Origin of the sequence: Burkholderia sp. LA-2-3-30-S1-D2, assembly GCF_001523915.2 — a bacterium.
Classification (GTDB): Bacteria; Pseudomonadota; Gammaproteobacteria; order Burkholderiales; family Burkholderiaceae; genus Burkholderia; species Burkholderia diffusa.
Window position 1 is genome coordinate 94429 of record NZ_CP013383.1, and the last position, 13016, is coordinate 107444.

13 protein-coding genes and 1 pseudogene are annotated in these 13016 nt (G+C 61.8%); 12 read left to right on the top strand and 2 right to left on the bottom strand.

Features of this window, described 5'->3' with window-relative positions; translation table 11 throughout:
- Nucleotides 1-2: 2 nt before the first annotated feature.
- The 10 genes and pseudogenes from WS66_RS33485 (at nucleotide 3) to WS66_RS00465 (ending at nucleotide 10220) form a co-directional block, all read left to right on the top strand.
- Nucleotides 3-416, top strand: a complete 414-nt coding sequence (locus WS66_RS33485) for a hypothetical protein (protein ID WP_159086495.1) — start codon at nucleotides 3-5, stop codon at nucleotides 414-416.
- Nucleotides 417-982: 566 nt separating this feature from the next.
- Entirely contained in the window at nucleotides 983-1312 is a 330-nt protein-coding gene (locus WS66_RS33490) for a hypothetical protein (RefSeq protein ID WP_159086496.1), read from the top strand.
- Nucleotides 1313-1682: 370 nt separating this feature from the next.
- Nucleotides 1683-2774: an IS5 family transposase gene (locus WS66_RS00430; protein ID WP_108064599.1), complete on the top strand. Its 1092-nt coding sequence runs from the start codon at nucleotides 1683-1685 to the stop codon at nucleotides 2772-2774.
- Nucleotides 2775-2938: 164 nt separating this feature from the next.
- Entirely contained in the window at nucleotides 2939-3190 is a 252-nt protein-coding gene (locus WS66_RS00435; protein WP_236872938.1) for an RHS domain-containing protein, read from the top strand.
- Between the two features lie 26 nt (nucleotides 3191-3216).
- Entirely contained in the window at nucleotides 3217-3735 is a 519-nt protein-coding gene (locus tag WS66_RS00440; RefSeq protein ID WP_159086497.1) for a hypothetical protein, read from the top strand.
- Entirely contained in the window at nucleotides 3725-3889 is a 165-nt protein-coding gene (locus WS66_RS34810) for a DUF6531 domain-containing protein (protein ID WP_442859289.1), read from the top strand. The genes WS66_RS00440 and WS66_RS34810 overlap by 11 nt, the downstream gene beginning before the upstream one ends.
- Nucleotides 3868-4737 (top strand): annotated as a pseudogene (locus tag WS66_RS00450) (lipase family protein); the annotation flags it as partial. The gene WS66_RS34810 and the pseudogene WS66_RS00450, both read left to right, overlap by 22 nt.
- A 116-nt stretch (nucleotides 4738-4853) precedes the next feature.
- Nucleotides 4854-6076 (top strand): IS3 family transposase gene (locus tag WS66_RS00455; protein ID WP_108064600.1). Its coding sequence is split into 2 segments (ribosomal slippage): nucleotides 4854-5219 and nucleotides 5222-6076, totalling 1221 coding nucleotides; the frame shifts between segments, so codons are not numbered across the junction.
- 141 nt (nucleotides 6077-6217) lie between these two features.
- Entirely contained in the window at nucleotides 6218-7348 is a 1131-nt protein-coding gene (locus tag WS66_RS00460) for a 3-deoxy-7-phosphoheptulonate synthase (RefSeq protein ID WP_059528867.1), read from the top strand.
- A gap of 493 nt (nucleotides 7349-7841) precedes the next feature.
- Complete coding sequence (locus WS66_RS00465; protein WP_082728797.1) at nucleotides 7842-10220, top strand: ATP-binding protein; 2379 nt, start codon at nucleotides 7842-7844, stop codon at nucleotides 10218-10220.
- On the opposite strand, the gene WS66_RS34725 is transcribed toward WS66_RS00465, so the two are convergent.
- A complete protein-coding gene (locus WS66_RS34725) occupies nucleotides 10195-10398 on the bottom strand; it encodes an ATP-binding protein (RefSeq protein ID WP_059598894.1) in 204 nt (67 codons plus the stop codon). The two genes, WS66_RS00465 and WS66_RS34725, sit on opposite strands and share 26 nt — an antisense overlap.
- Nucleotides 10398-11132 carry a hypothetical protein gene (locus tag WS66_RS33990; protein ID WP_179955244.1) on the bottom strand — a complete coding sequence of 245 codons (735 nt, stop codon included), beginning with the start codon at nucleotides 11130-11132 and terminating at the stop codon, nucleotides 10398-10400. The genes WS66_RS34725 and WS66_RS33990 overlap by 1 nt, the downstream gene beginning before the upstream one ends.
- Before the next feature lie 235 nt (nucleotides 11133-11367).
- Here WS66_RS33990 and cblR point away from each other — a divergent pair, with 235 nt between their 5' ends.
- Both cblR and WS66_RS00480 read left to right on the top strand, forming a co-directional pair.
- Nucleotides 11368-12123, top strand: coding sequence for a cable pilus system response regulator transcription factor CblR (gene cblR / locus WS66_RS00475; RefSeq protein ID WP_311767583.1), 756 nt, complete (start codon nucleotides 11368-11370; stop codon nucleotides 12121-12123).
- Nucleotides 12124-12415: 292 nt separating this feature from the next.
- The gene (locus WS66_RS00480; RefSeq protein WP_059598897.1) at nucleotides 12416-12844 is read left to right on the top strand and encodes a PRC-barrel domain-containing protein; all 429 of its coding nucleotides are present in this window, start codon (nucleotides 12416-12418) and stop codon (nucleotides 12842-12844) included.
- Nucleotides 12845-13016 lie beyond the last annotated feature (172 nt).

Genomic DNA, 13016 nt, shown 5'->3' on the forward strand with positions numbered 1-13016 from the left:
TCATGGACTCGTGCAAACAACTAGTAGCAGTTATCAGTAGCGATTTCGATGACGATTCAGCATCGAGCTTTCAGGCGTTCATTGAATCGCTCCATAACCAGCAGTGGCATCATGGTGCACCGCTGTTCTTCGACGAAGTTGATGAGGAAGGTTGCTACCGACCGGAGGACATTCCGGTGAGGTCAGTTGGATGTGTTCTTAACTTTCCGGCCAACGATGAACGCGATCGCAGTGTTGAACAGGCCTCGTATGCTGACGTATCTTCGCTGATAGGTCTTCTGGAACGCTACAGTCAAGACCATGTATTGGAATTTGAGGTCGAGCTTGATGGTACGTATGTAGGAACAATCGAGGACGGGAAGGCCAACCGGACCCTTGCAGTGGGCTTGATGGAGGCATGGCGAACGTCGATCTGATGGAAGCAGTGCCGATGGCAGTGCGGACACTGCCTCCCTGAGACGGGGCTGCGCTGTCGGCATCGGCACTGCGACCTGCAGAGCGGCAGATTCGTACGAAACCTGATCGGACTCGCCGGCGGCATCAACGTTTTCCAGTACGCGCCGAATCCGACGCTCTGGACCGATCCTCTTGGTTTAGCGAGAAAGTGTAATTCGTGTCCGGGTAAGGATGACCGCCAATGCGATGAAGTGCACGATGACTACAATCAAGCGATGAATAGTGCCCTTGATTTTACGAAGATTACAGCAAAGAGAGCTATTCAAAATCCAGCCAAATTCGGCTCTCAGCGCTTTAACGGAAGGCGTGCTCCCGATGAATATCGAGGATTTCGTGTTGAGCACGATGAAAGGCATGGTGCTCACATCAACGTCTTCAACGGGAAAGGGAACGAAAAAACGATCTGCTTTAATGCATCTGGAAAGACGGTTGCCAAGATAGTCAAGAGGTTCAATAGATGATTTTCTCTAGTGAATGTGCTAATTATATTGCCGCCCACTCATGTGCTCAGGGTGAAGAAAGGCAGATGCTTGATATGCTCAGGAAATCTCTTCCTGCGAGTTCGTCGTCTATCGACTGGAGTCGCATTATTAAGAAGAAAGAGGTAAATGATGTTGTTCGAGCGCGGTTAAGTAACGAGCTGAAAGTTATTTCGACTTCTATGGGGGCGGCGATAACTGATGTTTTTTATGTCTTCAATTTGGACGATGCTGTCCCGGCACTTAAGACAAGCTTGTCAGAATGGCTGAGGTTTGTGAGTGAGCTGGATTTTGTAGATACGATATTTTTATCGAAATCTGGCAAGCTCATTATTCATTGGGATTTCTATATGAATCTGCACGCGACAACCATATAAGTGGGCTGGATGTGCGTCACTAACCCGAAGGGCTGCTAATGAGCGGGTCTTCCCGGCTTCGGCGCTTGGGATGACGCGGAGGAGGCGATCAGCGATGTGGCTCGCAAGGCCGAGGTCGTGAATCCGCTGTACTTGGTTGTGGCACGACTACGATTGAGTAGCGGACCAACTTCTGCATACTGCCGAGCGACGCCGATATGCTACGTAGCACAAGGCGAGGCGGAGAGTCGGTCAACACTCGATAGCGTTACGACGACGAGTGCACTCAGCGTCAGCGCACGAGATTATGGGCAATCGTTAGCAGGCCGTTGAAATACCCCCGCCGATCCGTCACGATGTAGCGAACCCGATCCCAAGGCACGAAGGCAGCATGCGAGGCACCGACAGCTACAACGAATCCCTGTTCAGTACAGTCAGACTGGAGGAGTTCGTACCGCAAACGCATCCGCTGCGCCCGATCCGGACTTGGATGAACGAGGCGCTGTCGAATATGGATGCCAAGTTCTCGGCGATGTACGAAGCGGACATCAAAGGCGGTCGGCCGAGCATTGCGCCGGAGAAGTTGATGCGGGCGATGCTACTTCAGGTGCTATACAGCATTCGCAGCGAGCGGCAACTGGTCGAGCAGATCTCGTACAACCTTTTGTTCCGTTGGTTCGTCGGCCTGTCGATCGAAGACGCGGTGTGGAATCACTCGGTGTTCAGCAAGAACCGGGATCGACTGATCGAGTTCGACGCAGTGACTGACCTGTTCAACGCGACGGTGGAAACGGCGCATAAACGCGGCTTGCTGTCGGGCGAGCACTTCAGTGTGGACGGCACCTTGATCCATGCGTGGGCCAGCCACAAGAGCATCCGGCGCAAGGATGGCGGGGACGATGATCGTCCGCCTGACAATTGGCATGGCGAATCGCGCAGTAATGAAACGCACGAATCGAAGAGCGACGGTGAGAGCCGGCTCTATCGCAAGAGCAATGCCGCGCCAGCCTTGCCGAGTTCCCTGGGCCATGTGCTGACGGATAACCGGCACGGTCTGGTCGTGAACGTTCAGGCCAGCGAGGCGAATGGCCGAGCGGAACGCAAAGTGGCGACGGACATGCTGCGCGATGTGTCGGGTTCGGACGTGCGTATTACGGTGGGCGCAGACAAGGCGTACGACACGCGTGGATTTGTGAAGGCCTGCCGCGAATACAACGTGACGCCGCACGTCGCACGCAACACGAAGCGCACCGGCGGAAGTGCAATCGATGGTCGGACGACGCGGCATCTCGGTTACGCGCTGAGCCAGCGCAAACGGAAATGCATCGAACAGTGCTTCGGCTGGGGCAAACGGATCGGGCCGATCCGGCAGGTGATGGTGAGAGGCTTGGAGAAAGTTGATCAGTTGCTCACGCTGACGATGGCGGCCTACAACCTGACGCGGCTGAGAACGCTGGGATTCGTGCGTCCGCAGGGCGCGTAATGCAGGAAATCTGGCGGGAAATACCTTCGCCGGCCGGGCTCTACCGCTGAACCCGGCGTGACGCAACAAAAATTGCCGAGCCGTTGAGCGAATTCATGTCATTTGCGAGAGTGGTCTGAATCCGGTCGATGGGTATTTCAACGGCCTGTTAAGCGGCGGTAATGATGAGCCTGCCCTGCTTGAGTTACGCCGCTGGCGCAGGCGAAGGGGGCGGCCGTGTTGAACGACGCCGGTGGCGACGTGCCGTGCTTGCGAGCATCGCGTACTATCATTGCGATCAGATCGGTACGCCGCAGGAATTGACGGACGAGGCGGGGGAGATTGCGTGGTCGGCACGCTATCGTGCGTGGGGTGACGCGAACGAGGTCATCGTAAGCTTGCCGCGGGCCAGTTCACGGCTCCGCGTGCCAACCTGAAGGCAGCGGGGAGGAAGGCCTCGCAGGTGTTGGTCAGCGCCCTCGTGCATAGCCCGTTCCAAGTGGTCGTCAACCTGTATGGCGCGATGGAGGAAGTGAGCAAGGCCGGCGTGAACGCGCATCTGAACGCTGCTGCGGCGCTGCTGACGACGCAGGAAGCGCGCGAGAAGATTTGCGAGTTGGCGACAACGCTGCGCGGCTTCATTCCGGTCATGAAAGAGAAACTGCACAGCCTGTCGCGTAGTGACCCGGCCACGCTGATGGACATGCTCAATCTCCTGATTCGCGCGATGCAGGTCTACGAGCACAGGAAGCATGTCGTGCAGGCGACTGTCAGTTCCTCCACCCCCAATCAGGCGAAACTCAAGCACGGCGGCGGCGAGGTCGAAGTGCGTGCGGACGAGGCGAAGGCCCAAAAGCCGGCACGTCGCGGTGCATGGGCTGCGAGATTGGGCCGAAGGCACCGTCGGCTCGATCGGCTTCGCGCTTGGCGAGGAGTCCTTCACTCACACGGATTTCGTGCTGCCGGGCATCGTGCCGGTTGAATGGGCGCGCACATATCGCTCGAACTTCGGCGCGCATGACGGGCAGGGGCCGCTCGTGCCGCGCTGGACGACGCCGTATCACGTTGCGTTCGAGGCGAAGGGCGATGAACTCCTGTATCACGATGCATCGGGCTGCTGCTCGGCTACAACGTGATCGTGCCCGATACGGAAGGCCAGACGGCGGACTTCGCCGCCGGCCCCGAATACGGGATGACGACGCTCGATTCGATCCGCGCGGCGCTCAACACACCGTCGACGGGCCTCGCGCCGACCAGCAAGGTCGCGATGATCGGCTATTCCGGCGGTGCGATTGCGACGAACTGGGCCGCGCAACTCGCGCCGAGTTATGCGCCGGACATCAACAAGCAACTCGTCGGCGCGGCCGAGGGCGGCGTGCTGGTCGATCCCGCGCACAACCTGCGCTACGTCGACGGCAGCATCGTCTGGGGCGGCGTCGCGGCGGCTGCGCTCGCCGGGCTGTCGCGCGGCTTCGGCTTCGATCTGACGCCGTATCTGAGCGACAGCGGCATCGCCGTGTTCAGCGACATCCAGAACCAGTCGCTCGCCTATATCCTGCCGAAGTATACGGGGCTCCATTGGGCGACGCTGTTCAAGCCGCGATACGCGAACGACATCAACGGCATTCCGGCGTACGTGACCTACGCGAACAAGGTGAATGCCGGGCTGGCCGCGTCGCCGACGATTCCGATGTATATCGGTCAGGGCACGGCCGGCGTGCTCGACGGCACCTTCGGCAGCCAGGTGGGCGACGGCGTGATGCTTGCGTACGATGTACGCGCGCTGGCGCAGAAATTCTGTGCCAGCGGCGTACCGGTCGTGTACACCGAATATCCGCTCGAACATGCGGGCGCGATCGCGCCTTGGGTGGCCGGGATGCTGCCCTGGCTCTACGACCGCTTCGGCGGCAAGGCCGCGCCGAGCAATTGCGCGCTGACGGCATTGTTGCCGAGCAATTCGCTCGCGCCCGAGACGCTGCACTAGCCGCCACGCGCATCGACATCGATCGCCGGGCGATCCTTCGCGGATCGCCTTTTTTCATTCGGCTGACCCGTCCTGAAATAGGTTGACACTTTTTCGCCGAAACGAAGAGGTGCCAAATGGAGCAAGGGATCAAGCGGACGCAGCGGGACTACAGCCTGGCTTTTAAACTGTCGGTGGTGGCGGAGGTCGAAAAAGGCGAACTGACGTACAAAGAGGCACAGCGACGCTACGGCATCCAGGGGCGCTCGACCGTGCTGGTATGGTTACGTAAGCACGGCTTGCAGGATTGGGCCGATCCATCCGGCCGTGCGCGATCGGGTTCCACCATGTCAAAGCAAGACTCAAAGCCGCTCACACCGGAGCAGCGCATCAAGGAGTTGGAGACGCAGTTGCGACAGGCGCAGGAGAAAGCCGCGCTATTCGAAGCCGTGATCGACGTGATGCGCAAGGATTACGGGATCACCGTAAAAAAGCCTTCAGGCAGGTCGTCGCGCAAAAGCGGATCGAAAAGCTGAGCGTCGAGCGGGCCTGCCGATACATGGGTATCAGCCGCCAAGCGTATTACAAGCGATGCCGCAGCGAGGAACACCGTTGCTCGCAGAGCGAGACCGTCACTGCGCTGGTGCGAGACGTGCGGCTTCGCCAGCCGAGGCTGGGCACACGCAAGCTCCATCATCTGCTCGGGCCAGCGTTGGTCGAGCGCGGCATCAAGCTGGGGCGAGATCGGCTGTTCGACGTGCTGCGTGCCGCGCGCCTACTGGTCGTACCGCACCGGGCGTATCACAAGACCACCCATAGCCATCACCGCTTCCGGCGTCATCCGAATCTACTGAAACCCGGGCCGGATCAAATCGTGCCGACCGGCCCCGAACAAGTGTGGGTGGCCGACATCACGTATCTGCCGACGGCTGGCCCGTTTGTGTATTTGAGTCTCGTCACGGATGCGTTCTCGCGCAAGATCGTCGGTCATCACGTTCACGACAGCCTGCAAACCGAGCAGGTCAGTCAGGCGCTCAAGAAGGCGTTGCGCAAGCGCCGGAGCCGGCAGCCGTTGATCCATCACTCCGATCGCGGGGTCCAGTACTGTTCGACCTACTATCAGGACATCCATCGGCATCACGGCCTGCGCTGTTCAATGACGGACGGCTACGACTGCTATCAGAATGCGCTGGCTGAGCGGGTCAACGGCATTCTCAAGGGGGAGTTCCTGTTGCAACGTCCTGCTGACCTTGAACAGGCCGCCAAGATGGTCGAACAGTCGGTACACATCTACAACTATGAACGGCCACATGCCGCGCTGAAATATAAAACGCCCGATGCGGTGCATCGGGCGTTCTAGCGCCTGGATACTGTCAACCTATTCCAGGACTTGACAGGCGCCTTGACGCCGGTCGCCGTCCCCCGCCGCGCCTCGCTGCCGCCACGCGCGAGTGCCATAATCGAGCCTGCACATCATTCCAGACGTCCCCGGAGAATCCCCATGCAGAACCTCGACAATCCTTCCCACGATCGCGAGGTAGGCAGCGCCGACGCGACGCAGGACACCACGCGCATCGACGACGTCCGCATCGGCGCCGTGCGCCCGCTGATCTCGCCCGCGCTGCTGCAGGATGAACTGCCGGTGCCGGCCGCCACGCAGACGCTCGTCGAGGACACGCGCCGCGCGATCGGCGACATCCTGCACGGCCGCGACGACCGGCTGCTGCTCGTCGTCGGCCCGTGCTCGATCCACGACCACGACCAGGCGCTCGACTACGCACGTCGCCTGAAGGCCGCCGCCGATGCGCTGAAGGACGACCTGCTGATCACGATGCGCGTGTACTTCGAGAAGCCGCGCACGACCGTCGGCTGGAAGGGCTACATCAACGATCCGCGCCTGGACGGCAGCTTCCGCATCAACGAAGGGCTGCGCGCGGCGCGGCAACTGCTGCTCGACATCAATGCGCTCGGCCTCCCCGCGTCGACCGAATTCCTCGACCTGCTGAGCCCGCAGTACATCGCCGACCTGATCGCGTGGGGCGCGATCGGCGCGCGCACGACCGAGAGCCAGAGTCATCGCCAGCTCGCGTCGGGGCTCAGCTGCCCGATCGGCTTCAAGAACGGCACCGACGGCGGCGTGCAGGTCGCGTCGGACGCGATCGTCGCCGCGCGCGCGAGCCACGCGTTCATGGGGATGACGAAGATGGGCATGGCCGCGATCTTCGAGACGCGCGGCAACGACGACGCGCACGTGATCCTGCGCGGTGGCAAGAACGGGCCGAACTACGATGCGGAGCACGTCGAGGCGAGCTGCGCGGTGCTGCGCAAGAGCGGGTTGCGCGAGCAGGTGATGGTCGATTGCTCGCACGCGAACTCGAACAAGTCGCATGAGCGGCAGATCGAAGTCGCGCAGGATCTTGCGCGGCAACTGTCGCAGGGCGAGCACCGGATCGTCGGCGTGATGGTGGAGAGTCATCTCGAGGCCGGGCGTCAGGATCTGAAGCCCGGCGTGCCGTTGCAGTATGGCGTGTCGATTACGGATGCATGTTTGAGCTGGACGCAGACGGAGCCGGTGCTGGACGTGCTGGCGGAAGCGGTGCGGCATCGGCGCGTGTATTCGCGCAATGCGTGAGGTCACGGCGGCGGGTTGAGGCCTGCCGCCGTCATAGTTGGCCCATCGACGAAGACGGGTGCCGAGCAAGTTGTTTCATTTTTCCCGTGTGCCGCGCCACGCGGAAACCTCGCGCGCGCGTGTTCTGCCCGCGGCACGTCGCATATCGGCGGTATCCATCCGAACTACTTGAATCGCGGCGACGCTGGCGAGACATACGTCCAGTCGTGCCGTGACCGTTGCGCCGACCGCTCACCGACGCGGTGCAAATTGCCAGGCGCGTGCGCCCGAGCCGCCGTGCCGCGTGCGGCCGCGCTGTGGGCGATCCTGCTGATACGAACCCGATTGCCGGCGGCAAAATTTAGGCCAATTCTTAAGGCATCTGTCTGAAATAGGATTGGATGGACGGTTGATTTGCGAATCGTCGGATAGAGTCGACACATCTGCAAACCTCAACCGACGGCGCATGCCGTGCATGGTCTCCGATGCACCTGCTCCGGCCGCCCCATCGTACATGGAAGGACGTCCTATCGCGTATCGCACCGCACCGCGCCTGCTCCTGCGCGCAATGTTCCTTTTGCTCGTTGCCTCGTCGCTCCCTGCGAACGGCGCGACCGCCTGCTGGAAGCCCACTTTCACTGACGAGGAGCTGCAGTGGATGCGCGCGCACCCGGTTGTCAATATCGCAGTCGAGGCGAACTGGCATCCGATCGAATACATGCGCAACGGCAACCACGCCGGCCTTGTCGCGGGGTACCTGAACGCAATCTCGAAAATGACCGGGCTGACGTTCGAGACAGTGCCGGGCACGGAATGGGGTCACGCGTACGCTGCGCTTGCGGCGCACAAGGTCGATCTGCTGCCGGGCGTGTGGCGCGAACTGGTGCCGGACCGCGCCGGCACCGGTGCTCTCGTCAGTGCGCCCTACCTGGTCGGGCGGCTGACCGCCGTCACGCGCAACGACTCCGCGATGATCTTCAACCTGAAGCGGCTCGAAGGCCGGCGCGTCGCGATCAAGGGGCGAGGCGCGGTCGAGTATTTCACGCGCAACAGCGGCGTGATGCTCGACGTGCTTACGTTCGACACCGAGGAACTCGCGCTCGCCGCGGTTGCCAACGGCGAGGCTGATGCCGCGCTCGGCGTCGACGTCACGGTTCTGCCGATCGTGCAGCGGCAGTTTCCCGGGCAGCTTTATATGTCGGGGATGCTTGCAGACCGTCCCGTATCGCTGGCGATGCTCACGCGGGCAGACCTGCCGATCCTCGCATCGATCATCGACAAGTCTCTCGCGGCCATTCCCGTGAGCAAGACGGCGGAGCTCACCCGCGACTGGGTCGAGATGGCCGATTACGGCAAGCCGACGATCCGTTCGATCCTGCATTACCGGGCGCCCCAGGTGGTCGCGATTGTCGCCGCGCTGCTGGCGTTCGCGATGCTCGCATTCCTGTCGTGGAAGTCGCGCCTGGCCGCGATCCGTAGCGAGCGCGACAAGGCGACGTTTCTCGCGTTCGTCAGTCACGAAATCCGCACGCCGATGCACACGATCCTGTCGTCACTGGAATTGCTGCAGCGCTCGCGGTTGACCGAGCAACAGGCGAATCGCGCGGATGCGGCGATTTCGGCATCCGAGACGCTTCTGACGCTGCTCGACGATATCCTCGAATATTCTCGCCTCGAATCGCGCAAGGTCCAGCTTGCCGCGCAGGCAGTCGAGCTTGAGTCGTGGGCGCGACATACGGTCGACATGGTGCGCTGGCGCGCCGACGAGAAGATGGTGGAGCTGGTGCTCGACTTTGCTTGTCCGCCGGCGGTGCGTGTTTCAATCGATCCGGTCCGTGTGCGCCAGATCGTGCTGAATCTGCTCGTCAACGCCATCAAGTTCACATCCGCAGGCTCGGTGACGCTGCGCGTCGAGTATGTGTCGAGCCGCCACGGGCAAAATGGCACGCTGACCCTCGAAGTGCGCGATACCGGCATCGGCATTGCGCCCGAGCGGCTCGAACACATCTTCGACGCATACTGGCAGGGGCCTGCCTCGCTTCACCAGGACGTCAACGGCAGCGGGCTTGGCCTCGCGATCTGCCGTGAACTGGTCGCATTGATGCATGGCACGATCACCGTCCAAAGCCTGCCGCACGTCGAAACGACGATGACGGTGCGATTGCCCGTCACGGCAGTGGACGAGCCGTTGCCGGTGCGGCCTGCCGCGTCGATGCCCGTGCCGGTCGACGCACAGCCTGGACACGCTCATCCCGACTCGCCGCGTATCCTGATTGTCGACGATCACGAAACCGTGCAGTTGGCGCTGCAGCAGCAATGCGACGAGCTCGGCTGCGTCGGCATCGTCGCCGGCACCGGCGAGGACGCGCTGCGTCAACTGGCGCACGACCGTGTCGACCTCGTGCTGCTCGACGGCGATCTGCCGGACTTCGACGGTTATGCGCTCGCGAAGATGATCCGTCAGGATGAGTCGGCACGCGAAGCCAGACATGTTCCGATCATCGCGATTTCGGCGGTGTCCGGCGACGCGCATCGCGAGCGCTGCTTCGACAGCGGCATGGACGGCGTGCTGGGCAAGCCGCTGCGGCTCGAAACATTGCGGGAGTTGATCGCAATGTGGTGCCCAGCGTATGCCGAGACCAAACCGGCGGCGCCGCATGCCGCCGATCTCAGCGCGGTCTATGACCGCGAAGTGGCGAAGGATCTCGATGCCCTTGTCAACGGATTGCTATCGCGCGATTTCGCCGCAGCCGCACGGGCCGCGCACCGGATTGCGGGGGCGTCGCATCTGACCAAACTGGGCGATATCGCAGATGTCGCGTTGCAAGCCGAAACGCGGCTTCGCGAACTCCACGGCGTTCATCAAGTCAACCCGTTCGCGACAGATCAATAGACCCAGTCCACTGCCGTTCACGCGGTGGCGAGCCGGCGGACGTGGACTTGATGGCGTTGACAAGCAGGTTCAGCACGATCTGCCGCGTGCGCACCGGATCGATCAGCACGCACAGCTCGGTCTGGCACGCGAGTTGGAGCGCCAGGCTCAGGTTTTTCTCGTCGACGCGCCAGCGCACTATGTCGGCGCTGCGCTACGTCCATGCGTGGATGTGCCGTCAGACTCGGGCGCGAGCGTCACGTTTCGAGACTCGAGACGCGAATATTCGAGGACGTCGTCGAGCAGCATCAGCAGCGATTCCGAAGCAGCAACCGCCGCATCCGCACGGCCAGCCTGTTTCGGTGCCAGTTGCGAGCGCTGTAGCAAGCTCGAGCGACGACCGGACCGTACGATCAGCGCGCGGATCCCGTGGCTGGAAAGGGATTCAAGCGCTCCGGTGTGGCCACCACCAATGTGCCGACGAAGTACGGCAGGCTGGCAAATGGTGCCGCTGCGGTATTGCGAGATGTCGGCGCTTCTTGACGCGCCCGGCGCCATGTCGCTCTTCCCCGACATGAGAGCCTGGTATGAATTGGCCCGTGATACGTTGTCGACATACTCGAAGCGCAGTCCGTCGATTCGCGAAATCGCATCGAGACATGACGGCACGACGCCAACGACCTTCCCGCGTTTGCGAAATTCGAACGGACGCCAATGCGTGTCGGCATAGGTGTACACGACCGGATGCGCGGCGATCCATGCTTTCTCCTCAGGCGTCAACTTTGCACGTGGGATGATCTGTATCAGGCGCTGCAGTGGCGTGAGAAATGCGCAGCGCGAGGGCGTCATCACAGATGGTCTGTTGCGTCGACGCAACGCGGTGCGGACGAGAGCAACGGCGTCAACAGTGCCTTTCGACGACGCGAGCGCCAAGGTCTAGGCGATTCGTTGCGGGTCGGGCCAGCGCCCGGCGCCATACGCCGTTCTGGCGGCGGAGACGGGGCGCGCGGGCCGTTCCCCATGCTATCGCTACCGCGAATGCCGAATCAGATTGCATGGTGCCCGCCACGACTGCTCGCACATAGGCTGTTTAGCTGGCGGGGTTAAAAATTATCCAGAAAGCCGGTAAGCTAATTCGAATAATCCGCTCCGGTTTGCGATGGCAAGAATGCGCCAACCGTTGATGGCCGTATCGCCAGAAAGAAAAGGGGTAGCAATGAGACCAGAGCTCCAACCGATCCGCGTCGTGATCCTGGACGACCATGCCGTCGTTCAGCACGGGATCGCCAGTTATTTGACGGAGAGGACCGGCATCGAAGTGGCGGCGAGCTTTGCAAGGTCGCGCGACCTGATCAGCTGGCTCGAGTCGAATCACGCGGACGTCGTGCTGCTCGACTACACGCTGGGCCCGGACGAAATCGACGGCCTCAATCTCGTCAAGCTGGTGAGTACGCGCTTCCCGGATTGCAGGATCCTGATGACGTCGAGCAGCGATACGCCCGCAACCGTCAACATGACCATGCGCGCAGGCGCGCTCGGTTTCTTCGGCAAGAGCGAAAATCTTCGCGAACTGGTACATGCAATCCGTGTGGTCGCAGAGGGACGCTCGTATATCAGCACCGAATTGGCAGGCAGGGTGATGGCGAGTGCGACGCCTGTCCAGAGTGTGGCGGCACCGAAACCGGCGGTCAGCGAAGACGCACCGGCGGCCGAATCGGAATCATCCGCCGACCTGCGCCTGAGCCCGCGCGAGCACGAGGTGCTGCGCTGTTATCTGGCGGGCATGTCGGTATCCGATATCGCACTGAAATTTTCCCGCAGCCGCAAGACGATCAGCGCGCAAAAGCAATCGGCGTATCGCAAGCTCGGCATCCGCAGCGATGCCGAATTGTTCGCGTCCCGCAAGCTGCTCGAGAAGCAGTGAATGTCGTCTGATTCCGAATCTCGCTCGGCATTTTCTACGCCGACATTGATCTTCGTTCATTTCCGCACGCCGCTGTGTAATGCAGCCTGATGGCAGCACTTCTCGACTGGCGATACCATGACCCGTGTTGCGTTACCCGACGCGCCCGTCCGGGCCCGTTGCGCGCACACGCAGCGGCGGCGCGGCCGGCCGCTGCTGCATCGACGAAGCGCGGGGTGCTCACCGATTCACCACCGCACCTGCGCCGCTTCGCTCCCGGCACCAACTACAACCTAACCGGAGTGCAATCAGCATGGCTTTCACCAAGACAATCGTCGCAGCCGCCGTTCTCGTATCGAGCATCAACGTTCATGCGCAGATCGCGGGCGCCCAGCCACTCAGCGTCACCGTCGAGCAATCGCAGGCGCTGCTCGAAGGCTGGAGCGTGAAGAAGAGCGTGCTCGGCAAGGCCGTGTACAACGACCAGAACCAGAAAGTCGGCACGGTGCGCGACCTGATCGTCGCGCCTGACGGCTCGGTGTCGGCCGCGATCGTGTCGGCCGGCGGTTTCCTGGGCGTCGCGGCGCATGACGTCGCGGTGCCGATCGCATCGCTCGACGTGCGCAATGGCAACATCTACCTGCCGGGCGCGACGAAGGCCGCGCTGAAGGCGACGCCGGCGTTCCAGTACGCGAAGGTGCCGTCGCCGCCGAAGCCGAAGAAGCTCGACGACAAGCACTGATGCATGCGGCCCGGCGCGCAATGCGCCGGGCATGGCCAACCGCGGGGCGTGTTCGGTCGCGCGTCGGTCAATCACGGCCTCAACCCGAGTTCTCGCCCCCGCGGCTACGTAATTCTACGTAGCCACGCATACGTAGTTGTGCGCTTGTAAGCCTCCCCCGTCGCGCGGAATA

What these genes read in the sequence shown, in the direction of transcription:
- WS66_RS00480 (WP_059598897.1), top strand. Translation starts at nt 12,416, where the DNA reads ATGGCTTTCACCAAGACAATCGTCGCAGCCGCCGTTCTCGTATCGAGC.
- cblR (WP_311767583.1), top strand. Translation starts at nt 11,368, where the DNA reads ATGCGCCAACCGTTGATGGCCGTATCGCCAGAAAGAAAAGGGGTAGCA.
- WS66_RS00435 (WP_236872938.1), top strand. Translation starts at nt 2,939, where the DNA reads ATGAGCCTGCCCTGCTTGAGTTACGCCGCTGGCGCAGGCGAAGGGGGC.
- WS66_RS00430 (WP_108064599.1), top strand. Translation starts at nt 1,683, where the DNA reads ATGCGAGGCACCGACAGCTACAACGAATCCCTGTTCAGTACAGTCAGA.
- WS66_RS00465 (WP_082728797.1), top strand. Translation starts at nt 7,842, where the DNA reads ATGGAAGGACGTCCTATCGCGTATCGCACCGCACCGCGCCTGCTCCTG.
- WS66_RS33490 (WP_159086496.1), top strand. Translation starts at nt 983, where the DNA reads ATGCTTGATATGCTCAGGAAATCTCTTCCTGCGAGTTCGTCGTCTATC.
- WS66_RS33485 (WP_159086495.1), top strand. Translation starts at nt 3, where the DNA reads ATGGACTCGTGCAAACAACTAGTAGCAGTTATCAGTAGCGATTTCGAT.
- WS66_RS00460 (WP_059528867.1), top strand. Translation starts at nt 6,218, where the DNA reads ATGCAGAACCTCGACAATCCTTCCCACGATCGCGAGGTAGGCAGCGCC.